The following is a 23,148-nucleotide window of genomic DNA, read 5'->3' as shown; positions in this document are numbered from 1 at the left end:
GGAAACAATCATGGGCGCTATAAACCCTAAAGAAGATTATACAAATATTCCACACGAAACTTTCGATGCTGTCATCGTTGGTGGTGGTGGTTCTGGTATGCGTGCTTCTTACCAACTTGCTCAAGCTGGTTTGAAAGTTGCGGTATTGACTAAAGTATTCCCAACGCGTTCTCACACTGTAGCTGCACAGGGTGGTATTGGTGCTTCTCTTGGTAACATGCAAGAAGATAACTGGCACTACCATTTCTATGACACAGTAAAAGGTTCTGACTGGTTAGGTGACCAAGACGCAATTGAGTTTATGACTCGTGAAGCGCCACAAGTTGTATATGAACTTGAACATCTAGGTATGCCATTTGATCGTAACGCTGACGGCACAATTTACCAACGTCCATTCGGTGGTCACTCTGCGAACTATGGTGAAAAAGCTGTTCCTCGTGCTTGTGCTGCTGCCGACCGTACAGGTCACGCACTTCTTCACACGCTTTATCAAAGCAACGTGAAAATGGGTACACAATTCTTCGTAGAATGGATCGCGCTTGATTTGATCCGTAATGAAGCAGGTGATGTACTTGGTGTTACAGCAATTGACCAAGAAACAGGTAAAATTGCAGTATTCCAAGCGAAAGCAACATTGTTCGCAACGGGTGGTGCTGGTCGTGTTTACCGCGCATCTACAAACGCATATATCAACACTGGTGACGGTCTTGGTATGGCTGCTCGTGCAGGTATTCCATTACAAGATATGGAATTCTGGCAATTCCACCCAACGGGCGTTGCAGGCGCAGGCGTATTGTTAACTGAAGGTTGTCGTGGTGAAGGTGCAATCCTTCGTAACAAAGACGGCGAACCGTTCATGGAGCGTTATGCTCCAACTTTGAAAGACTTGGCACCACGTGACTTCGTATCACGTTCTATGGACCAAGAGATCAAAGAAGGCCGTGGTTGTGGACCTAAAGGTGATTATATCCTTCTTGATATGACGCACTTGGGTGCTGATACGATCATGAAACGTCTTCCATCTGTATTTGAGATTGGTAAGAAGTTCGCGAACGTTGACATCACAAAAGAGCCAATTCCTGTTGTACCAACAATCCATTACCAAATGGGTGGTATTCCAACTAACATTCATGGTCAAGTTGTTGTTCCTGAATCGCGTGAAACTACTCCGCTAGAAGCACATTACGACAAAGACAGCGATACTTATTCTACCAATGCTGCGGATCGCAATTTCACTAAACCAGTGAAAGGTTTCTATGCGATTGGCGAATGTTCATGTGTGTCTGTACATGGTGCTAACCGTTTAGGTACAAACTCATTGCTTGACTTAGTTGTATTTGGTAAAGCTGCTGGCGAACATATCATTGACTATGTGACTAAGCATCACGGTGATGAATATGCGCCGCTTCCAACAACTGTGCTTCAGCAAACTGTCGAGCGTATCCGTCGCTTAGATGAGTCAACTTCTGGTGAGAATGCGCAAGAAGTTGCTGATGCAATTCGCGATATCGTTCAAGATCATGCAGGTGTATTCCGTACAACTGAACTTCTTGAAAAAGGTGTGAAAGAGATTCTTGCACTTGAGCCTCGTATCCGTAATATCCACTTAAAAGACAAATCAAAAGTATTTAATACTGCGCGTATTGAAGCACTTGAAGTGGAAAACTTATACGAAGTTGCAAAAGCAACCTTAATCTCTGCTGCTGCACGTAAAGAATGTCGTGGTGCGCATACTGTTGTAGATTTTGAAGAATCTCCAGATCATCCAGCATATCCTTACGGCCGTCGTGATGATGAGTGGATGAAGCATACTTTATGGTTCTCTGCTGATAACCGTCTTGAGTACAAGCCAGTACGTTACAAGCCTTTATCAGTTGATGCTATTCCACCTAAACCACGTACATTCTAATTGGGAGAAGTAAGATGAGTAGAGGTACTCGTACATTTAATATCTACCGCTACGATCCTGATAAGGATAAAGCACCGTACATGCAAACATTCAAGCTTGAGTTGACTGATAAGCACCGTATGTTGCTTGATGCGCTACTTGCATTGAAAGTTCAAGACGAAACTTTAACGTTCCGTCGTTCATGCCGTGAAGGTATTTGTGGTTCAGATGGTGTAAACATCAATGGTAAAAATGGTTTAGCGTGTCTTTGGAACCTAAACGATTTGCCAGAAGTAATTACTATTCGTCCATTACCAGGTCTTCCAGTAATCAAAGACTTGGTTGTAGACATGAATCAGTTCTATGATCAGTACGACAAAATTCAACCGTTCTTGATTAATAATCAACCTGCACCACCTAAAGAGCGTTTACAATCTCCAGAAGAGCGTGAGCATCTTGATGGTTTGTATGAATGTATTCTTTGTGCATGTTGTTCAACGTCTTGCCCATCATTCTGGTGGAACCCTGATAAATTCTTGGGTCCTTCAGCATTGTTGAATGCATATCGTTTCATTATTGATTCGCGTGATACTGCTACTCAAGACCGTTTGGCTCGTTTAGACGATCCTTTCAGTTTATTCCGTTGTAAAGGTATCATGAACTGTGTATCAGTATGCCCTAAAGGTCTAAATCCAACAAAAGCGATTGGTCACATTCGTAGCATGTTGTTAGATCAAGCTGGATAATGCTGTTCCAAAAAAAGCACACTTAGGTGTGCTTTTTTTTTAATCAAAACTTGATGTTAAATTTAGTTTTCGAGATATTTTGGTTGAAGTGGTTAGATTTGCCCCAATCATAAAAAAATATGCACTTTAGGGATAAATGAAAACGTTTTGCATCTGCAAATATCTTTTTAAAATGTTAAGATATCGGTTTTATGATCCAAGTTGCATGTATTTAAATCTATAATTTTAGGCTTTAGTCTAATAATTATGAATTTTAATAGAATTTATCTAAATGCACCTTATATTATCTCAATGGTTTATAGTTGTATTTAGCTAATTTATGAATGGTATGTGTCAATAAAATCAGTTTGAAGTGAAGTTCATGGTAGGATTTGAACAAAATTTTTAGCATGAATATTATTCAATCTGTACATTAAATCAACATTTTGGTGGTTTGGTGTTAAGCTGAAAGCAGGGATAATGAAATTGAAAAGTTGCTTTAGAAAAGACTAATATTTTTATTTTTTTCTAAGTCAATTTGCAAAAATTGCTCGGTAATTTTATCGAGTATAAAGATGAGTGATGATGCCAATGAGGGCGTTATGATTCGTCATTGGTATTAGAAACTCTCTAATGCTATACGCCCCATGGTCTTTTGTACCAGATGGGTGAATGTCAATTTACCGATTTGGCATTATCAATCATGGGCGAGCTTAGAAAGCTCCCTGTAATGTTTTGCAATAGGAAATGGGTCCACAAATGCAAGAAGTTGCTGACGCATTGCGTCTTGACACTGAACTTTCCGCTGACAGTGCAGCGTATATTGAAGAACTTTATGAGCAGTATTTAGTTGCTCCAGAATCAGTCGGTGCTGATTGGCAAGAATACTTTGGTAAGTTCCCAAAAGGGGATCAACCACACAGCAATGTACGTGAGCAATTCCTTTTATTGGGTCGTAACTCAAACCGTATTCAGCCTGTCGTTCAAAGTTCAGTTAGTTCTGAGCACGAGCGTCGTCAGATTGGCGTATTACAATTAATCGCTGCATACCGTAACCGCGGTCATCAAAAAGCAAAATTAGATCCATTAGGTTTGGCAAAACGAGAAGAAGTGCCTGATCTTGATCTAGCGGCTCATGGTTTAACCAAATCTGACTTAGATACTGTATTCAATACAGGTAATCTTGCAATTGGCAAAACTGAAGCAACTTTAGGTGAAATGGTCAATGCGATGGAGGCGACGTATTGCGCTTCTATTGGTGTTGAATATATGCACATTGTTGACACTAAAGAGAAACGTTGGATTCAACAACGTCTTGAAGGTGTGAAAGGTCAATTTGGTTTTTCAGCAGAACAAAAGAAACATGTTCTTGAACGTTTAACTGCAGCTGAAGGCTTAGAGAAATACTTAGGCAATAAGTATGTTGGTGCTAAGCGCTTTGGTGTGGAAGGCGGTGAATCTTTCATTCCGATGGTTGATGCTGTTATTCAACGCGCAGGTTCTGTGGGATGTAAAGAAGTTGTGATCGGTATGCCACACCGTGGTCGTCTCAACTTGCTTGTCAATATCATGGGTAAAAACCCAGCAGATCTTTTCGGTGAATTTGAAGGTAAATCACTTCACAAGAAAGGTTCTGGTGACGTTAAGTATCACCAAGGTTTCTCGTCAAACGTAATGACTCCAGGTGGCGAAGTTCATTTGGCATTGGCATTTAACCCATCACACTTAGAAATCGTAGGGCCTGTAGTTGAAGGTTCAGTACGTGCTCGTCAAGTTCGTCGTAAAGACATTGGTGGTGATGACGTATTACCAGTAATCGTACATGGTGATGCTGCATTTGCTGGTCAAGGTGTGAACCAAGAAACCTTCCAAATGTCACAAACACGTGGTTATACGGTAGGTGGTACAGTTCATATTGTTGTCAATAACCAAGTTGGTTTTACAACATCAGATCCACGTGATGCACGTTCTACTGAATACTGTACTGATATCGCGAAAATGATTCAGGCACCAATCTTCCATGTGAATGGTGATGATCCTGAAGCTGTATTGTTTGTTGCTCAACTTGCACATGATTTCCGTCATACTTTCCGTAAAGACGTTGTTATCGATATGTTCTGTTACCGTCGTCGCGGTCACAATGAAGCAGATGAGCCAGCAGCAACTCAGCCAATGATGTATCAAGTCATTAATAAGAAAACGACGACTCGTGCATTATATGCTGACAAATTAGTACAAGAAGGTGTAATTGATCGTGCGACTGCAGATCAGATGATCGAAGATTACCGTGCTGATTTAGAAGCAGGTAAACATGTTGCTAATGCACTTGTACTTGAACCGAATAAAAAAATGTTCGTTGACTGGACGCCATACTTAGGTCACGAATACACTGACGTTTGGGATACTACTTTCCCTGAAGAGCGTTTAAAAGAACTTGGTCGCAAAATGCGTGAGCTTCCTGAAGGCTTCGTGATGCAGCGTCAAGTTTCTAAGGTGATCGATGATCGTCTTAAAATGCAAACTGGTGAAATGCCATTGAACTGGGGTGCAGCTGAGACTCTAGCTTATGCTTCGTTATTGGACGAGGGTTATCTTGTTCGTTTAACTGGTGAAGATGTTGGTCGTGGTACATTCTCGCATCGTCATGCGAAGCTTCATAACCAAGTAGACGGTTCGACGTATATTCCACTTTGCCATATTAAAGAAAATCAACCGCGTACAGCGATTTATGACTCATTATTGTCTGAAATGGCAGTATTGGCATTCGAATATGGTTATGCAACAACTCTACCTAAGAGCTTAATTATTTGGGAAGCACAATTTGGTGACTTCGCGAACTGTGCTCAAGTTGTTATTGACCAATTCATTGCTTCTGGTGAGACAAAGTGGGAGCGTGTTTGTGGTTTAACGATGCTTCTTCCACATGGTTTTGAAGGTCAAGGCCCAGAACACTCATCTGCACGTTTAGAGCGTTTCTTACAGCTATGTGCTGAAGAAAACATGCAAGTGATGACGCCTACAACTCCTGCACAGATTTTCCATGCTTTACGTCGTCAGGCGATTCGCCCAATTCGTAAACCAATGATTATCATGTCTCCAAAGTCATTATTACGTCACAAATTAGCGGTATCTAATCTTGATGAATTGGCGAACGGAACTTTCCAAACTGTGATTGATGAAGTTGATAACATTAATAAGTTGGATGTGACTCGTGTAGTGCTTTGCGGTGGTAAGGTTTATTACGATTTACTTGAAAAACGTCGTGAAAATGAATTGAACAACACTGCTATTGTTCGTGTTGAACAATTGTACCCATATCCAGAAGCACGTTTAGCGGAAGTACTTGCACAATATCCAAATGTGAAAGAGCTTGTTTGGGCGCAAGAAGAACCGAAGAACCAAGGCGCATGGTTATTCATCGCACCACGTTTATACGAAGGTGTTATGAAGTCAGGTCAACAAATTCAAATCAGCTATGCAGGACGTGAAGCATCTGCTGCACCGGCTTGTGGCTCACCATATTTACATGCAAAACAACAAGCACAACTCGTTAACGAAGCGCTTGCGATCGTAGCAGAATAATCAGGAGAATCTTAAGAATGGCAACCGAAATTAAAGCACCGGTATTCCCAGAGTCAGTTGCAGACGGAACAATTGCAACTTGGCACAAACAACCAGGTGAAGCGGTATCACGTGATGAAGTGATCTGTGATATCGAAACGGATAAAGTTGTACTTGAAGTTGTTGCTCCTGCAGATGGTACGATTGCAAATATCATTAAAGGCGAAGGCGACACAGTTCTTTCTGATGAAGTAATTGCTACATTTGAAGCAGGTGCTGTTTCTGGTGCTTCTCAAACTCAAGCTGTTCAATCTGAAGAGAAAGTTGAACAAGCTGCGGCTGCTACAGAAGCGGGTGCTGCTCCGGTTGTTGAACGTGCTCAAGCTCCTGTTCAAGACCAAGCTCCAGCTGTTCGTAAGGCATTAACTGAAACTGGTATCAATGCATCAGAAGTATCAGGTACAGGTCGTGGTGGCCGTATCACTAAAGAAGATGTGGCGAATCACCAATCTAAACCTGCTGCTCCTGCTGCTGCACCATTAAGCGTAGCTGTAGGTGAGCGTATTGAAAAACGTGTTCCTATGACACGTCTTCGTAAGCGTGTGGCTGAGCGTTTACTTGCTGCAACGCAAGAAACAGCAATGTTAACGACGTTCAACGAAGTCAACATGAAGCCAATCATGGACATGCGCGCTCAGTACAAAGATGCTTTTGAAAAGCGTCATGGTGCTCGTTTAGGCTTTATGTCATTCTTTGTTAAAGCTGCAACTGAAGCACTTAAACGCTACCCAGCTGTAAATGCTTCAATTGATGGTGATGATATCGTTTATCACGGTTACTATGACATCGGTGTAGCGGTATCTTCTGACCGTGGTTTAGTAGTTCCAGTATTACGTGATACTGATCGCATGAACTATGCTGAAGTAGAAAATGGTATTCGTGATTACGCATTCAAAGCACGTGATGGTAAGCTCGGCATTGAAGATATGACAGGTGGTACATTCACGATCACTAATGGTGGTACTTTCGGTTCATTGCTTTCAACACCAATTTTAAATACGCCACAAACTGCAATTTTGGGTATGCATAAAATCCAAGAGCGTCCAATGGCGGTAAATGGTCAAGTTGAAATCTTACCAATGATGTATTTAGCGCTTTCTTATGACCACCGTTTAATTGATGGTAAAGAAGCAGTAGGTTTCCTTGTAACAATCAAAGAATTGTTAGAAGAACCAGCTAAACTTATCCTTGATCTTTAATTCTAAAGAATAAATCCATGGGCTTAGAGCGATCCTCTAGGCCCATTTTTGGAGAGAAGAATGTCTCAACAATTTGATTTAGTAGTAATCGGCGGTGGTCCAGGTGGTTATGAAGCTGCTATTCGTGCAGCACAACTGGGTTTCAAAGTTGCATGTATTGAAAAGCGTATTCATAAAGGAAAACCATCTTTAGGTGGTACTTGCTTGAACGTGGGTTGTATCCCATCTAAAGCACTTTTAGACTCTTCACATCGTTATGAAGATACTGTTCATCATTTAGATGATCATGGTATTACAACGGGCGAAGTGAAATTCGATCTTCAAAAGTTACTTGCTCGTAAAGATAAAATCGTCAACCAACTTACAATGGGTATCGATGGCCTATTGAAAGGTAACGGTATTGAATGGTTGCAGGGTACAGGTAAATTATTAGCTGGTAAAAAAGTTGAGTTTGTTCCACATGAAGGTGAAACTCAAATTTTAGAACCTAAATATGTCATTCTTGCCTCTGGTTCTGTTCCTGTAAATATTCCTGTTGCTCCTGTAGATCAAGATCTTATCGTTGATTCTACCGGTGCGCTTGAATTCCAAGAAGTACCTAAACGTTTAGGTGTAATTGGTGCAGGTGTAATTGGTCTTGAACTAGGATCAGTATGGCGTCGTTTGGGTGCAGAGGTTGTTGTTTTTGAAGCAATGGATGCATTTTTACCAATGGCTGATAAAGCTTTGGCTAAAGATTACCAAAAAGTATTAACGAAGCAAGGTCTTGATATTCGTGTTGGCGCAAAAGTAGCTGGTACAGAAATCAATGGTCGTGAAGTGACAGTTAAGTACACTCAAGGTGGCGAAGACAAAACTCAGACTTTCGACAAATTGATCGTTTGCGTGGGTCGTAAAGCGTATGCAGAAGGTTTATTAGCAGAAGATTCTGGCATTAAACTTACTGAACGTGGTTTGGTTGAAGTAAATGATTGGTGTGCAACTTCTGTTGAAGGTGTATATGCAATTGGTGACTTAGTACGTGGTCCAATGCTTGCACATAAAGCAATGGAAGAAGGCGTAATGGCTGTTGAACGTATTCATGGTCACGCAGCTCAAGTGAACTATGACACGATTATTTCTGTGATTTATACACACCCTGAAGCGGCGTGGGTTGGTTTAACAGAAGAACAAGCGAAAGAAAAAGGTCACGAAGTTAAAACAGGTCAATTTGGTTTCGCAGCGAATGGTCGTGCGATGGCAGCTGGAGAAAATGCTGGTTTCGTAAAATTTGTTGCTGACGCTAAAACGGATCGTTTGCTTGGTATGCACGTGATTGGACCTGCTGCGTCTGATATCGTTCACCAAGGCATGATCGCACTTGAATTTGTATCAAGCGTTGAAGATCTTCAATTAATGACATTTGGTCACCCAACTTTCTCTGAAGTAGTTCATGAAGCTGCGTTAGCAGTAGATGGGCGAGCGATTCACGCGATTCAGCGTAAACGTAAATAACACAAAAAAGAGCGGCTGAGGCCGCTCTTTTTGCATTTGGTGGTTGTTTTTGTTTGAATAATCATCTAAAACTAGAATACTAAATTTAATAAATGCCAATATTTATTGCGAAGGAAGTTTAAATATTGGTGTGTCATAAAAAGTGAAAAGTAGTAAAAGGTAAAACAATGAATTTACACGAGTATCAGGCGAAATCGCTGTTAAAAAAATATGGTATGCCAGTTCAGGAAGGCATCATCGCTACAAATGCAGAGGAAGCAGTAAAAGCATTTGAACAGCTAGGCGGCAAATTCGCTGTTATGAAAGCACAAGTACATGCCGGTGGGCGTGGAAAAGCTGGCGGCGTTAAAGTCGTTAAGTCAGCTGATGAAGCAAAAGAATATGCTTCGCAAATTATTGGTACTCGTTTAGTTACATATCAAACGGATGCAAATGGGCAACCAGTTAACAGTGTACTCGTTGCAGAAGATGTCTATCCAGTTGAGCGTGAATTGTATTTAGGCGCAGTTGTTGATCGTTCATCACGTCGTATTACTTTCATGGCTTCTACTGAAGGTGGTGTCGAAATTGAAAAAGTCGCTGAAGAAACTCCAGAAAAAATTATTAAAGTTGAAGTAGATCCATTGGTTGGCTTACTTCCTTTCCAAGCTCGTGAAGTCGCTTTTGCTTTAGAGCTGAAAGATAAACAGATTAATCAATTTGTTAAAATTATGTCTGCAGCTTATCAAGCGTTCGTAGAAAATGATTTCGCATTGTTTGAAATTAATCCATTGTCAGTCCGTGAAAATGGTGAAATTTTGTGTGTTGATGCCAAGGTCGGTATTGATTCGAATGCTTTATATCGTTTGCCAGAAGTTTCTGCTTTAAGAGATAAATCGCAAGAAAATGAGCGTGAGCTCAAGGCATCTGAGTTTGACCTTAACTATGTTGCTTTAGAAGGTAATATTGGTTGTATGGTGAATGGAGCAGGTCTTGCAATGGCAACCATGGACATCATTAAACTCTATGGTGGTCAACCAGCAAACTTCTTGGATGTAGGTGGTGGCGCAACCAAAGAGCGTGTAATTGAAGCATTCAAGATCATTTTAGCGGATCAGTCAGTACAAGGTGTGCTGATCAATATCTTCGGTGGTATTGTGCGTTGTGACATGATTGCTGAAGCAATTATTGCAGCGGTTCAAGAAGTAAATGTAACAGTGCCTGTTGTTGTTCGCTTAGAAGGGAATAATGCAGAACTAGGTGCAAAATTACTTGATGAATCTGGTCTTAAACTAATTTCTGCAAACGGCTTATCTGATGCCGCAGAAAAAATTGTTGCTGCAGTAAAAGCATAAGGAGTATCAATCATGAGCGTATTAATTAATAAAGAAACTAAAGTATTGGTACAGGGCTTTACGGGTAAAAATGGTACATTCCACTCAGAACAAGCTTTGGCTTATGGTACTAAGGTTGTGGGTGGTGTGACTCCAGGTAAAGGCGGTCAAACTCATTTAAATCTACCTGTATTCAATACAATGAAAGATGCAGTGAAAGAGACTGGTGCTGATGCATCGGTCATTTACGTTCCTGCACCATTTGTATTGGATTCTATCGTTGAAGCAGTTGACTCTGGCGTTGGACTGATTGTTGTTATCACTGAAGGTGTACCAACCATTGATATGCTGAAAGCGAAACGCTATCTAGAAACCAATGGAAATGGCACTCGCTTAGTGGGTCCAAACTGTCCAGGTGTTATCACGCCGGGTGAATGTAAGATTGGTATTATGCCAGGACATATTCATCAGCCAGGACGAATCGGTATTATTTCGCGTTCTGGTACGTTGACCTATGAAGCTGTTGCACAAACTACGAAGTTAGGATTAGGTCAATCAACGTGTATTGGTATTGGTGGAGATCCAATCCCTGGTATGAATCAGATTGATGCTTTGAAACTGTTCCAAGATGATCCAGACACAGATGCAATTATTATGATTGGTGAGATTGGTGGTACAGCTGAAGAAGAAGCGGCAGAATATATCCAATCAAATGTGACCAAACCTGTTGTTGGTTATATTGCTGGTGTGACTGCACCGAAAGGTAAGCGAATGGGTCATGCTGGTGCTATTATTTCAGGTGGTAAAGGCACGGCAGAAGAAAAATTCGCTGCGTTTGAACGTGCTGGAATGGCATATACACGTAGCCCAGCTGAACTTGGTTCAACGATGCTAGAAGTACTTAAAGAAAAAGGTCTAGCTTAATGCTTTAAGTAAAAAAGCCTCCTGAGTGGAGGCTTTTTTTCATGCATAATAATAAGATATAGAAACGTAAAATTAATATGATTCAAAATTTAAAACTTTATTTACAAGCTTTGATGTTTTTTTCAATTTCTGCTGTTCACGCGAATTCCTTGGATCATGATGAAAATACGAATGATCAAAATCTCATTTTTATTTTTTTTGAAGCTCAGCAAGAACTTCACTATGAGCCTGCCATAGAAGATTTAAATAGTGAACAGACCAAGATTGCAGAATTAAATGAGAAAGAATATTCGAGATTTGATGTATTGACGCATTCAATTTTTCAATCCGAACGTATTCAATTTTTTAATTTCACGGCTTTTGATCGGAATGAATTGAAGAATAAACTTGATACAGGTCATTTTGACTTATCAAATCTGGAACAATTAAGCATTACGTTTGGATATGGTGTTGAGTATTTGCTGAAACAGAATCAAACGATAGGGTACGAGTTTTTATCCTCGTTTCCCTACGATCGAGGCAGATTGATTCGGATTTTTTGGAATCAGACATTTTAAATGTCTAATCTATTTTTCGATAAAGGCCTGATTTAACTGTTCCAGCTTTGGTTTCTTTTATGAGGTGCCATGAAGAAGGTAGATTAAGTGATGACAATGGTTGATCGGCTTCGACATAAATAAATGCATCTGCTTTGAGTTTTGGGTCAATCAATGAAGCCAACTCCTCCCAAAGATTTAAACTATAGGGAGGATCTAAAAAAACTACATCGAATTGATTGTTTGAGAGTTGTTTTAGCGCGATTTGGGCAGTGCTTTGAATCAGTTTTGCATTATTCACATTTAAAAGCGCTAAGTTTGATTTTAAAAATTTATTTTGCTCTAAATTAGGTTCGATCATCGTGACATGAGCTGCCCCTCGAGATAGCGCTTCAAAACCTAATGCACCAGATCCAGCGCAAACATCTAGCACCTGCGCTTGTTGAATATCCCACATTAACCAATTAAATAAAGTTTCGCGTACACGATCTGGTGTTGGTCTTAAACCCTCAATAGTGGCAAAAGGTAATACACGGCGTTTCCATTCACCACCAATGATGCGGAGTTGATTTTTCATTTATTGACTCGTGTTACGTTGAGTGTCAGTGTTTGCATTCGTTGCATTCGTTGCATTCGTTGCATTCGTTGCATTCGTTGCATTCGTTGCATTCGTTGCATTCGTTGCATTCGTTGCATTCGTTGCACTGTTGCTGTTACGTGATGTTTGGAGTTCACGAGGAAGTGCATTTGGATCGGCTGACAAATTGGTAGATCCGCTAGGTAATTCACCAGGCTTAATGCCTGCTGTCATTAAGCCGCCGCTGACAACATGATTCATCGGCTTTATTGGCTTACGATCACGATGGAGTAACCAATAATCTAATACAGGACGTGCGAGCGCGGTTGCTCCTGAACCTCCACGACCATTTTCCCATATCACTGCAATCGCTATTTCTGGGTTGTCGGCAGGGGCGAAGCCTACAAATAAGCCGTGATCGAGTTGACGTTCAGTTAATAAAGCTTCGTTATACTTTTTACCTTGCGCAATACTCTTGACCTGAGCGGTACCTGTTTTACCCGCAATTTGATATTGCAGTCCACCACGAATCCCTTTACCTGTTCCAGATTGGATCACATCCACCATGGCATCACGCATCTTAATCCAATCTTCATCAGTACCATTGAAGGCAATTTTATAATCTGGTGCATTGTGGACTTTGAATTGCTTTGTTCCTTTGGTTTCACGCAATACATGCGGTGTAACATGGGCGCCATGATTTGCGGTAATTGCAGTTGCCATCGCGAGTTGTAAAGGGGTAGAAGTGAATGCACCTTGCCCAATACTGACTGAGATTGTTTCACCTTTGAGCCATTTAGAATTGCGAGTACGCATTTTCCATTCTGGCGAAGGATACAAGCCTGTGCTTTCGCTAGGGAGGTCTACACCCGTTTTCTCACCAAATCCAAACTGACGCATCCATGTGTTCATACGATCAATCCCCATCTGGTAAGAAAGAACGTAATAGTAAGTATCACAAGAGACAACAATGGATTTATGCATATTGACTACACCATGCCCCGTTTTTTTCCAGTCGCGGAATTTGTGAGAGTCTCCTGGTAAGTGGAAATAACCTGGATCTGAAATAGCAGTTGACCAATCGACAATACCGTAGTGAATACCCCCTAATGCAGCCATAGGCTTAATGGTAGAACCTGGTGGATAGGTCCCTTGAACTGCGCGGTTATACAACGGCTGATCTAAATTGTCACGCAGTGCACTATAGTCTGTATGACTGATACCAGTCACGAATAAATTGGGGTTGAAACTCGGACTCGAAACTAGTGCCAAAATTTCACCTGTACGTGGATCCATTGCAACAATTGCACCACGACGCCCCGCAAGTTGCTCAGCAGCTACTGTTTGGAGACCATAATCAAGTGATAAATAGAGGTCATTACCGCGTACAGAATCTTTACGCCCTAATTTCCGTAAGACATTACCAAATGCATCTGTCTCAATAGATTCAAAGCCAGGTGAACCATGCAACAGGTCTTCGTAAAATTTTTCTACGCCAATTTTACCGATCAGGTTGGTGCCTGCGTAAGCATCTTTATCAATGCTTTTAAGTTCTTTATCATTAATACGACCGACATACCCAATAACATGGGCAAATAATTCACCATGTGGGTAATAACGCGTCATTTGGGTTTCAATGGAAACACCAGGAAATTTAAACTTTACTTCGCTAAATTTAGCGATATCTGTTTCAGTTAAGTTTAGTTTAAGCGTTACACGTTCAGTCTTTTTTGCGGTTTTTACACGACTCATGAAGCGTTCGATGTCTTCTTCGCTCAAGTCAATAATCTTTCTAAGGCGTTCTACCGTGTCTTCAATATCAGGCACATCCGCTTTACTTAATGTAGCCGTAAAAACTGGATAATTGTCAGCCAGTAGAATGCCGTTACGATCAAAAATATAACCGCGGGCAGGGGAAATCGGTTGTAAACGAATTCGGTTTTTGTCCGATGCATCTTTAAACTGGTCGTAATGCACAATTTGCAAATAAGCATATCGAGACAATAGAACAAGTAAAAAAAAGATTACCACGCAAATAGCAAACACCACTCGACTACGAAAAATTCGCTTTTCTTGTTGTACATTCTTCAGTGGGAACTGCTGCTTCATAGATCTTTACTTTTTTGCGGGTAAAAGCTGACTTTATATCAAAGTATTTTAACTCAGATTGCCTATAAAATTTGTAAAATTAATAAATAGTTCGTATGTTATAAAAATTAAAATTTGACCAAATAGACACTAATTTTAAAGCTTGTTGTATATAAGAACGAAAATTATTCTGTTAAAGTCGAATCACTATGGATGAATAATAATATTGTTCTCAGTTTGAGAGAATGGAGAAAATAATGAGAAAAATCGTTTCCTTTGCTGTCATGATGTGGGTAGGGAATTTAGCATACGCAGATTTTTCATCGTTTTATCCTGAAGCAAAATTGAAACCAGAACAATTTTCTAAAATAAATGTGGGTGCTGGTGTTACACAACGGTTAGCGCATGGGAATTTAGAATACGTCACTCCATACGGTATTGGATACGGAAAGCTTGGCGCTTTCTTAAATGACGACCACGATGTGGGCGCTCAAGTCGGTTTTCGTTATCCAATAATTCTCGGAACTAAGGACTTAAATGGATTTTATTTAGGTGCATTTGCTGGTCATCTAAAATCAAAAACAGTCAATGGTGAAAAGGAATCTCAACTCGGTGGTGGTATAGATTTATCTTATGTCATGCTGAATAAAGAAAGAATTAGTACATTTAGTGTAGGGATAAAAGCAGGAGAGGAAATCACGCAAGGAAACCAAGTGATTTTTGAAACTAAACCAGAACTACAGTTTGCTTACACCTTAAGTGTAGGATTTTAGAAAGCTTTATGGTTTTATACCTCAAGTTCGACTGCAATTAGATATATGAATATGAGAGTCATGAATGTTTGGATATGTGAGTGATTTGTGGCAAGCCTTCGTCAATCGACCTGATTTTTATGCAGTACTGAGTATTATCCCAGTAACCGCATTTGTGACTTGGGCTCACGTCTGGATGGCACTCAAGATGGTGTTTTATCCAATTAAGTTTTGGGGTTTTCACTTAGGTCCGCTTCCGGTGGGATGGCAAGGAATTGTTCCACGTAAGGCAGGACGTATATCGGGTATTATTACCGACAATACACTATCAAAACTTGGCTCCTTACGAGAGTTCTTAGATGCGATGGATCCCGAGGATACTGCTCGTATCATTGGTGAACAGGTTGGCTTTGAGTTAGAGCACTTAATTGATGAAGTGATGATGGATCGCAATGCGGTTCTATGGGAAAACTTACCTTACTCAATCAAGCGACGTATTTATGCGCAAGCACATAAGCAACTTCCAAATGTTTTGAAAGAGCTCGTAACCGAATTAACTTTAAATGTTGAGTCGCTCGTGGATATGCGTGCGATGGTAGTGAGTCAAATGGAAGGCGACCGTCAATTGATGGTCAATATGTTCCTAAAAGTGGGTCAAAAAGAAATTAACTTCATTTGGCATATCAGTGCATTAATCGGTATGTTCTTTGGTATCTTCCAAATGATCGTTTGGTTTGTCGTGCCTTGGCATTGGACTGTACCATTCTGGGCAGCAATTTGGGGCTTTTTAACAAATTGGATTGCAATTTGGATGGTATTTAATCCAGTTGAACCACACTATATACGTTATCCACAATTCTTTGAATTAACGAAAGATCGTAAATTCCCTTGGATAAAACCTGTCATTCCACGCATTGGTTCTTATAATATTCAAGGTGCGTTTATGAAGCGCCAAGAAGAAGTATCTGATGTATTTGCCCGTGTAGTGACTGAAGATTTGATTACATTGAAATCTATTATGATGGAAATGATGTATGGTGGAAAAAAAGACAAAACACGCCGTATTGTTAAACGTCATATCAATGAAATCATGGAAACACCATTGGTTCGTACATCATTACAGCTATCTTTAGGTCCAAAAGAGTATGCAAAACTCAAGACAGACTTGATCGATCGCTCAATTGAAATTACGATGGTGCCTGTATGCGACCCAGCTTTTAATGCGAGCCGCGCACAGAAAATCTATCAAATGTTTAAAGAACGTATCCGTGAATTAACGCCGCGCGAGTTTCAAAATCTATTACGTCCTGCATTCCAGGAAGACGAATGGATCTTAATTGTGCTAGGTGGGGTAACAGGTTTCTTCGCGGGTCTGATTCATTTATTTGTGGCTTTCTTATAAATAGATGCTGGATTGGTGCCTACCAAAGACATTAACCAAGTATCGTCGATATAGTTAAAATGAGGATGTTTATTTATGCGCATTATATTACTCGGACCACCTGGAGCAGGTAAAGGTACTCAAGCTCAGTTGATCTGCAAGCGCTACAATGTCCCACAAATTTCAACCGGTGATATGCTCCGTGCTGCAATTCGTGAAGGAACTGAACTCGGTCTACAGGCAAAATCTGTAATGGACAATGGTGGTCTAGTTTCTGACGAACTGATTATTGGTCTGGTTAAAGAGCGTATTGCACAACCAGATTGTGCAAATGGTTGTATCTTTGATGGTTTCCCTCGTACGATTCCTCAAGCTGAAGCTTTGGAAAAAGAAGGCATTGATATTGATCACGTGATCGAAATTGATGTGCCTGATGAAGAAATCGTTAAACGCTTATCGGGTCGTCGCCAACATCCAGCATCAGGTCGTGTTTATCATATCGTCTACAACCCACCAAAAGTGGAAGGCAAAGATGATGAAACTGGTGAAGATTTAGTTCAGCGTCCAGATGACCAAGAAGAAACAATTCGTAAGCGCTTAGGTTCGTATCATACTGAAACTGAACAGTTGGTTGGCTTTTACCAAGGGCGTGCAGCTTCAGGTGAAAATGCGCCAACGTATGATAAGTTGAATGGACTTCGTCCTATTGAAGAAGTTCAAAAAGAACTTTTTGCAATTTTAGATCAAACTAAATAACCATTATTCAGCTTTGACAAAAAAGGAGCCCTAAGTCATATTAGGGCTTCTTTTTTATGATGTGAAGGTAAACAAGTGCAAAATATTGCCATTATTTTATTGATGCTTGCATGCTTGGCAGTATTGTCTTTTTTGGTATTTATAAGTTTTAAATTACTTCGCGATAGTCAAAAACAGATGAAATTAGATAAAGAGAAAAAAGATCAAAAAAAATCTCTTGATCGTTAAACCTGTTTTAAATCGATCTGTCTTGTCGCTCCATATTCGAAACGTTCAGGCCAGTTGCACACATCACTCACAACACACTCATTGCACTTTGGCTTCCGCGCAATACAGCAATAACGTCCATGTAAAATTAACCAATGATGAGCGTCTACAATAAACTCTTTTGGAATCACTTTAACTAGACGGTGTTCAACTTCGAGTACATTTTTTCCTACCGCAAGTCCAGTACGATTACCTAATCGAAAGATGTGGGTATCAACGGCCATGGTTGGTTGACCAAAAGCGGTATTTAATACCACATTTGCAGTTTTTCGACCTACGCCCGGAAGTGCTTCTAAATCAGCACGGTTGTTAGGAACAGTACTGTTGTGTTGTTTAATCAATATTTCACAAGCTTTGATGACATTTTCAGCTTTAGAGTTATAGAGACCTATTGTTTTAATATAAGATTTTAATCCTTCTACACCTAAGGCATAGATTGCTTCAGGTGTGTTTGCTACAGGGAAAAGCTTATCTGTGGCCTTATTTACGCTTACATCAGTGGCTTGTGCTGATAAGGTCACAGCAACTAATAACTCAAAGGGTGAAGAATAATTCAGCTCTGTTTTAGGGTTTGGGCGTTGAGCTCTTAATCTTTCAAAAAAAATTTGAATTTGGTTTTTTGTCATGTTTTTTACAGTTTTAGGTGTTTTAACGTTCATTTAAACACCCTCAATTGAATTGAGTTTTTCATATAAAGTATTGAGTTGCTCTTGCTTATCGACACTCTCACGTACAGCAAGTTGTTTTTCAAGCTTTTTAATTTGTGTACGTAATTTGGCAAGTTCGATTGTAGATTTTGCATCTAATGTCTTATGAAGCGCTGTTTTTTTTATCGTTTGAATAGTAGGTACTGATTGTAATTGTTTTGAAAATTGAGCAAAAAGCGCAGTATCAATTTCAGCTTTAACGACAGGACCTTTGCGATGAAGACTGCGATTTTCCTCACGTTGAATATGAGCATAATAACGATTTCTAAGATCATTTTGTTCTAGGATGCGGGCTTGCTCATTTGGTATGGGCTGTAAATCTTCAACAAGATCGATACAGTCAACTGGACAAGGTGGTATACATAATTCGCATCCAGTACAAAGATCAGTTAACACAGTATGCATTAACTTTCCTGATCCAATGATGGCATCTACAGGGCAAGCACTGATGCATTTAGTGCAACCAATACACTCGTCTTCACGTATGATCGCTTTCATACGCTGTGGGCGACCATCAGATTGAATTGGCCAAACGCTTTCTTCAGCTTTAAGCTTAGGGCGATTCAGTAAGTGAGCAATTGCGTCAGCAACAGGTTGACCGCCAGGGACACATTTATTCGCGTCTTCTCCTTCTACAATAGCTTTAGCATAAGGTAAACAACCATCACGGTGGCCACATAGACCACATTGGGTTTGAGGTAGGAAAGCATCAACTTGTTGTATCAATGAGATTTGTGCGTGCATGTACGTTAAAACTTAATCAAGCGAAAAGGAGATCATAGGTGTGAAATATGAATGATTTTAACATGATTAGTGTTAGTTTGGGGTGCGCTGTTATGGGTCATTTATCGCGCAATAAAAGCGCCGAATAAGCATTAATTCATAATTAAAAGTAATGAATTTGATAATTTAAAATTATTAAATACTATAATTAAGTAATTGAAATTAAAAAAATATTAAAAAAAATTATGAAAACTATTGTACAGTGCCTGTAAAAGATATTTAATACTTTGCGCCAAAACTTATCAATATATTGAAATTTTGACCAATTTTGATCCATTTTCTGCTGAGGATTAAGCGTTGAAATACAACAGCCTTAACGACTTCCTAGACTACGTTAAAACACGTGATGCACATCAACCAGAATTTCTTCAAGCTGTTGAAGAGGTGATGACAAGCTTATGGCCTTTTATTGAAAAGAACCCTAAGTATGCAGCTCATGGTTTATTAGAACGTTTAGTTGAACCTGAACGTGCGATTCAATTCCGCGTTTCTTGGGTTGATGATCAAGGTCAAACACACGTTAACCGTGCGTTCCGTGTTCAGTACAACTCAGCAATTGGTCCATTCAAAGGTGGTATGCGTTTCCACCCTTCAGTGAACCTTTCAATCCTAAAATTCTTAGGTTTTGAACAGACTTTCAAAAATGCGTTAACTACACTACCAATGGGTGGTGGTAAAGGTGGTTCTGATTTTGACCCTAAAGGTAAATCAGAAGGCGAAATCATGCGTTTCTGCCAAGCACTCATGATCGAGTTATACCGTCACTTAGGTTCTGACACAGATATTCCTGCGGGTGATATTGGTGTTGGTGGCCGCGAAGTTGGTTACATGGCGGGTATGATGAAGAAGCTCAGCAATGACACTTCATGCGTATTTACAGGTAAGGGTTTAACTTTTGGTGGTTCACTAGCGCGCCCTGAAGCAACTGGTTACGGTACAGTGTATTTCGCTGAGGAAATGCTTAAGACTCGTAACGACAGTTTCAAAGACAAGGTAGTTACAATCTCTGGTTCGGGTAACGTTGCACAGTTTGCTGCTGACAAAGCAATGTATTTGGGCGCAAAAGTTGTTTCACTTTCAGATTCAGCTGGTACTGTATACATTAAAGACGGTTTGACTCCAGAGCTTTTAGCTGAAGTAATGGAGCTTAAAAACGTTCAACGTGGTCGTATCTCTGAGTTTGCAGCGAAGCATGGTTTTGAATATCTTGAAGGGCAACGTCCTTGGGGTATTAAGTGTGATATCGCACTTCCATGTGCAACACAAAATGAATTAGATGCTGATGATGCGGATAAATTGCTTGCAAATGGTGTGATCTGCGTAGCTGAAGGCGCAAATATGCCTTCTACACTTGCTGCAGTTGAAAAATTCGTTGATGCAAAAATTCTATATGCTCCAGGTAAGGCATCTAATGCAGGTGGTGTTGCAACTTCTGGTCTTGAAATGTCTCAAAATGCGCTTCGTTTAGGTTGGTCTTTCGAAGAAGTAGATGAGCGTTTACATGCAATCATGAAAGAAATTCACCGTAACTGCGTAAAATTCGGTACTCAAGAAGATGGTACTGTGAATTATGTAGATGGTGCGAACATTGCTGGTTTCGTAAAAGTTGCTGATGCGATGTTAGCTCAGGGTGTATTCTAAGAATATATTCAAAAATAAAAAAAACCGAGGCTTAGCCTCGGTTTTTTATTCTTTATAAAGAACCTTTTACAGCTTCACGCTCTACAGCCATATCAAAAATATAAGCATACTTTGATTGATCTGCAGCAGGATTTTTAATTTCATAACGTTTTACACGAATGATTTGACGTTCATTTGGACTATGTGAAAAACCTTCAATTTGATCGTAGAATAAAGTCCAGTCTTTATCGACTTGCGTTTTAATACCACTATCGTTGTATTTTATTTCTCTGACTTGTAGACAAGTTTGGGGAGCTACACCAGTACATTGTTTAGTTTCTGGCGAAATTTCAAGAAATATGGTTTCACCTTGAGTTTTGTATTTGGTTTCAGGTGTCATTTTACCCGTGAAGATAATCTTTTCACCATTCGGCTGTACCAAAGTCAACGTTGGATTATCACGATCATTTAAATTAAGCACGAAAGGAACAGCAGCTTGGGAAAATAGATTTCCAGCAAAGCGTTCTTGTTCGGCAGCCAAACCATTACATCCCTTCATGGTAGATGCAAGTTGAGCAGCTACGATAGTATTGTTTTTTAGCTCAAACCCGCCAAATAAAGTATTGCAGCTCGTATGAATTGAAAGTTTTTTATCAGCGGTGAAGTTTAAAGTGATTGGTTGAGGCGCATTTTGTGGATTGGCTTGCCATTGGTATGCAGAGAGAGTTTGATCAGCATTTTGTTGTTGAAGCACAGACACAGCTAAATCCCCAGCTTTTTGTAGATCGGAAGTCTGACACGCAGCAAGTGTGATAGGCAAAATAGCCAAGGCAATTAATTTTAATTTCATAACAAGTTTTCTAAATTGTATTGATCAGAAGAAGGATAACGCAGGGCATCTAAAAAAATATGGATACATTCTGCACTTTTCAGTATCAAAATGTATCCATTGATCGATGATTAATTCGTGATGGTCATTTAAAAAATGATATTTTATTTTCTCTCAATCAAAGCGATAAATATCCATTCCTAAAGCACCCATGGTAAAACTACTATGTACAATGCTAAAACGATCACCAGTGCCCATAGAGAAAAATAAAGGTGCAAAGTGTTCTATCGTAGGGTGGTTACGATGAACATAAGGAATCGTATTCCACGCTAAAATAGCAGGATAATCCGAATGAGTGAGCTGTTGCACCACGTAGTTTCTAAAAGTTGATGCCCATTCTGGAACTTCACTCGTTTCACCATGCCAAGCAAGCTCTCTTAAATTATGGGTAATGCTTCCCGAGCCAATTAATAATATTTGCTGATCTCTTAATGGAGCGAGAGCTTGACCAATTTTAAATATCGCTTCAGCAGACATCGTCATGGGTAAAGAGATTTCGACTACGGGGATATCAGCTTCTGGATACATATGTAATAAAGGCATCCATACGCCATGATCACGAGGTCGTGTACTATTGGCATGTGCAGTAATTTGTGCCTCAGCGAATAAATTTAAAACTTGTTCAGCAACATCTGGAGCACCAGGGGCAGGATAGCGAATTTCATAGAGTTCATCTGGGAAACCTCGAAAATCGTGCCATGTTTCAGGTCTAGCCCCTGTACTTACTTCGAGTGCATTGCTTTCCCAATGCGCAGACATGACGATTATCGCTCTAGGTTTGGGCAAATTGAGACTCAAGCGATGTAAAGCTGGACCAACCTGTTCAGGATTCAAAGCCAGCATTGGAGAGCCATGTGAGATGAATAAGCCAGGTAGCGTTTGAATAGTCATGAGGGTAGTTCCATTCTTAGATGTATGAGGTGATCATCGCAAATTTTAGAAATCAGAGTAACCATTTAAATTTGAACATCATGTTGCAAATTCGGAACGATTATCCAGCACGATGGTACGGATGGTTATGATTAATGCTCATGGCACGGTACAGTTGTTCAATCAACAGAATGCGAACCATAGGGTGGGGTAGCGTTAATTTAGATAAAGACCAGTGCCAAGCAGCAGCTTTACGAACTGCATCAGAATGTCCATCAGGTCCACCAATCGCGAGCACAACATCATTCCCTTCAAGCATCCAACCTTTCATGGTTTCAGCTAATTTTTCTGTACTAAACTCTTTTCCTCCCACTTCAAGTGCAATTAAAAGTTCATTTCCTTTCAGTGCATTTAAAATGCTATCGCCTTCGATATTACGGTATTTTAAAATATCAGCTTCAGAGTCATTCTTTCCGCGTTTCGCCATAGGAAGCTCAACAATTTGAGTTTGTACAAAAGGTTGAATTCTTTTGAAATAATCTTCAAAACCAGTAAGAACCCATGCTGGCATTTTTTGACCAATGGTCAAGATACGAATTTTCATGAAAATGTGTCACTAGAAGTTTCACGATATTATACATTTCAAAGTGATGAATTTATAAAATCAAAAGTTAAAACATAATGAGTTGTTAAATTTGCATCCATTGATATCTTATAAAAAAAGAGAGCCTAAGCTCTCTTTCTTCAGTTAAAAGACC

At 40.0% G+C, this 23,148-nt stretch carries 20 protein-coding genes; 13 read left to right on the top strand and 7 right to left on the bottom strand.

Features of this window, described 5'->3' with window-relative positions; genetic code table 11:
• Positions 1 to 10 precede the first annotated feature (10 nt).
• From sdhA to AC1M9A_RS05350, 8 genes are all read left to right on the top strand, one after another.
• Complete coding sequence (gene sdhA, locus AC1M9A_RS05385; protein ID WP_035268510.1) at positions 11 to 1,909, top strand: succinate dehydrogenase flavoprotein subunit; 1,899 nt, start codon at positions 11 to 13, stop codon at positions 1,907 to 1,909.
• A 14-nt stretch (positions 1,910 to 1,923) separates the two neighbouring features.
• Positions 1,924 to 2,634 (top strand): succinate dehydrogenase iron-sulfur subunit, encoded by a 711-nt coding sequence (locus AC1M9A_RS05380; protein WP_035268507.1) that lies wholly within the window; start codon positions 1,924 to 1,926, stop codon positions 2,632 to 2,634.
• Between the two features lie 738 nt (positions 2,635 to 3,372).
• Positions 3,373 to 6,195 (top strand): 2-oxoglutarate dehydrogenase E1 component, encoded by a 2,823-nt coding sequence (locus AC1M9A_RS05375; protein WP_481609856.1) that lies wholly within the window; start codon positions 3,373 to 3,375, stop codon positions 6,193 to 6,195.
• A 17-nt stretch (positions 6,196 to 6,212) separates the two neighbouring features.
• Positions 6,213 to 7,433: a 2-oxoglutarate dehydrogenase complex dihydrolipoyllysine-residue succinyltransferase gene (odhB, locus tag AC1M9A_RS05370; RefSeq protein WP_035268505.1), complete on the top strand. Its 1,221-nt coding sequence runs from the start codon at positions 6,213 to 6,215 to the stop codon at positions 7,431 to 7,433.
• Between the two features lie 60 nt (positions 7,434 to 7,493).
• Positions 7,494 to 8,927 carry a dihydrolipoyl dehydrogenase gene (gene lpdA / locus AC1M9A_RS05365; protein WP_035268502.1) on the top strand — a complete coding sequence of 478 codons (1,434 nt, stop codon included), beginning with the start codon at positions 7,494 to 7,496 and terminating at the stop codon, positions 8,925 to 8,927.
• 167 nt (positions 8,928 to 9,094) lie between these two features.
• Positions 9,095 to 10,261: an ADP-forming succinate--CoA ligase subunit beta gene (gene sucC, locus AC1M9A_RS05360; RefSeq protein ID WP_035268500.1), complete on the top strand. Its 1,167-nt coding sequence runs from the start codon at positions 9,095 to 9,097 to the stop codon at positions 10,259 to 10,261.
• Between the two features lie 12 nt (positions 10,262 to 10,273).
• Positions 10,274 to 11,164 (top strand): succinate--CoA ligase subunit alpha, encoded by an 891-nt coding sequence (gene sucD, locus AC1M9A_RS05355; protein WP_481609795.1) that lies wholly within the window; start codon positions 10,274 to 10,276, stop codon positions 11,162 to 11,164.
• Between the two features lie 77 nt (positions 11,165 to 11,241).
• Positions 11,242 to 11,721, top strand: a complete 480-nt coding sequence (locus AC1M9A_RS05350; protein WP_481609794.1) for a hypothetical protein — start codon at positions 11,242 to 11,244, stop codon at positions 11,719 to 11,721.
• A 4-nt stretch (positions 11,722 to 11,725) separates the two neighbouring features.
• On the opposite strand, the gene rsmD is transcribed toward AC1M9A_RS05350, so the two are convergent.
• Together rsmD and mrdA are read right to left on the bottom strand one after the other, a co-directional pair.
• Positions 11,726 to 12,277: a 16S rRNA (guanine(966)-N(2))-methyltransferase RsmD gene (rsmD, locus tag AC1M9A_RS05345; RefSeq protein WP_035268497.1), complete on the bottom strand. Its 552-nt coding sequence runs from the start codon at positions 12,275 to 12,277 to the stop codon at positions 11,726 to 11,728.
• Entirely contained in the window at positions 12,278 to 14,386 is a 2,109-nt protein-coding gene (gene mrdA, locus AC1M9A_RS05340) for a penicillin-binding protein 2 (protein WP_481591796.1), read from the bottom strand.
• Between the two features lie 236 nt (positions 14,387 to 14,622).
• Between mrdA and AC1M9A_RS05335 the strand changes: the two genes are divergently transcribed.
• The 4 genes from AC1M9A_RS05335 (at position 14,623) to AC1M9A_RS05320 (ending at position 17,482) form a co-directional block, all read left to right on the top strand.
• On the top strand, positions 14,623 to 15,138 hold the full coding sequence (locus tag AC1M9A_RS05335; protein WP_035268492.1) for a hypothetical protein: 516 nt from the start codon (positions 14,623 to 14,625) through the stop codon (positions 15,136 to 15,138).
• A 64-nt stretch (positions 15,139 to 15,202) separates the two neighbouring features.
• A complete protein-coding gene (locus AC1M9A_RS05330; RefSeq protein WP_035268489.1) occupies positions 15,203 to 16,519 on the top strand; it encodes a DUF445 domain-containing protein in 1,317 nt (438 codons plus the stop codon).
• Between the two features lie 75 nt (positions 16,520 to 16,594).
• Positions 16,595 to 17,254 (top strand): adenylate kinase, encoded by a 660-nt coding sequence (gene adk / locus AC1M9A_RS05325; protein ID WP_035268488.1) that lies wholly within the window; start codon positions 16,595 to 16,597, stop codon positions 17,252 to 17,254.
• A gap of 75 nt (positions 17,255 to 17,329) precedes the next feature.
• The gene (locus AC1M9A_RS05320; RefSeq protein WP_171076785.1) at positions 17,330 to 17,482 is read left to right on the top strand and encodes a hypothetical protein; all 153 of its coding nucleotides are present in this window, start codon (positions 17,330 to 17,332) and stop codon (positions 17,480 to 17,482) included.
• Here the strand turns inward: AC1M9A_RS05320 and nth are convergent.
• Both nth and AC1M9A_RS05310 read right to left on the bottom strand, forming a co-directional pair.
• Positions 17,479 to 18,180, bottom strand: a complete 702-nt coding sequence (nth, locus tag AC1M9A_RS05315; RefSeq protein ID WP_481597251.1) for an endonuclease III — start codon at positions 18,178 to 18,180, stop codon at positions 17,479 to 17,481. The genes AC1M9A_RS05320 and nth overlap by 4 nt on opposite strands.
• Entirely contained in the window at positions 18,181 to 18,972 is a 792-nt protein-coding gene (locus tag AC1M9A_RS05310) for an RnfABCDGE type electron transport complex subunit B (protein WP_180027938.1), read from the bottom strand.
• 336 nt (positions 18,973 to 19,308) lie between these two features.
• On the opposite strand from AC1M9A_RS05310, the gene gdhA reads away from it, so the two are divergent.
• Positions 19,309 to 20,652 (top strand): NADP-specific glutamate dehydrogenase, encoded by a 1,344-nt coding sequence (gene gdhA, locus AC1M9A_RS05305; RefSeq protein ID WP_035268479.1) that lies wholly within the window; start codon positions 19,309 to 19,311, stop codon positions 20,650 to 20,652.
• 52 nt (positions 20,653 to 20,704) lie between these two features.
• Here the strand turns inward: gdhA and AC1M9A_RS05300 are convergent, their stop codons facing one another.
• The 3 genes from AC1M9A_RS05300 to rlmH all read right to left on the bottom strand — a co-directional run bounded on the left by AC1M9A_RS05300 (position 20,705) and on the right by rlmH (position 22,994).
• Positions 20,705 to 21,481, bottom strand: a complete 777-nt coding sequence (locus tag AC1M9A_RS05300; protein WP_481586469.1) for a DUF4377 domain-containing protein — start codon at positions 21,479 to 21,481, stop codon at positions 20,705 to 20,707.
• Positions 21,482 to 21,634: 153 nt separating this feature from the next.
• Positions 21,635 to 22,411, bottom strand: a complete 777-nt coding sequence (locus AC1M9A_RS05295; RefSeq protein ID WP_481609793.1) for a DODA-type extradiol aromatic ring-opening family dioxygenase — start codon at positions 22,409 to 22,411, stop codon at positions 21,635 to 21,637.
• Between the two features lie 100 nt (positions 22,412 to 22,511).
• Positions 22,512 to 22,994: a 23S rRNA (pseudouridine(1915)-N(3))-methyltransferase RlmH gene (gene rlmH / locus AC1M9A_RS05290; protein ID WP_035268469.1), complete on the bottom strand. Its 483-nt coding sequence runs from the start codon at positions 22,992 to 22,994 to the stop codon at positions 22,512 to 22,514.
• Positions 22,995 to 23,148 lie beyond the last annotated feature (154 nt).

The organism is Acinetobacter sp. ANC_7634, assembly GCF_056779875.1.
The sequence above is the reverse complement of the archived record's forward strand: the minus strand, read 5'-3'. Positions and strand labels throughout refer to the sequence as shown.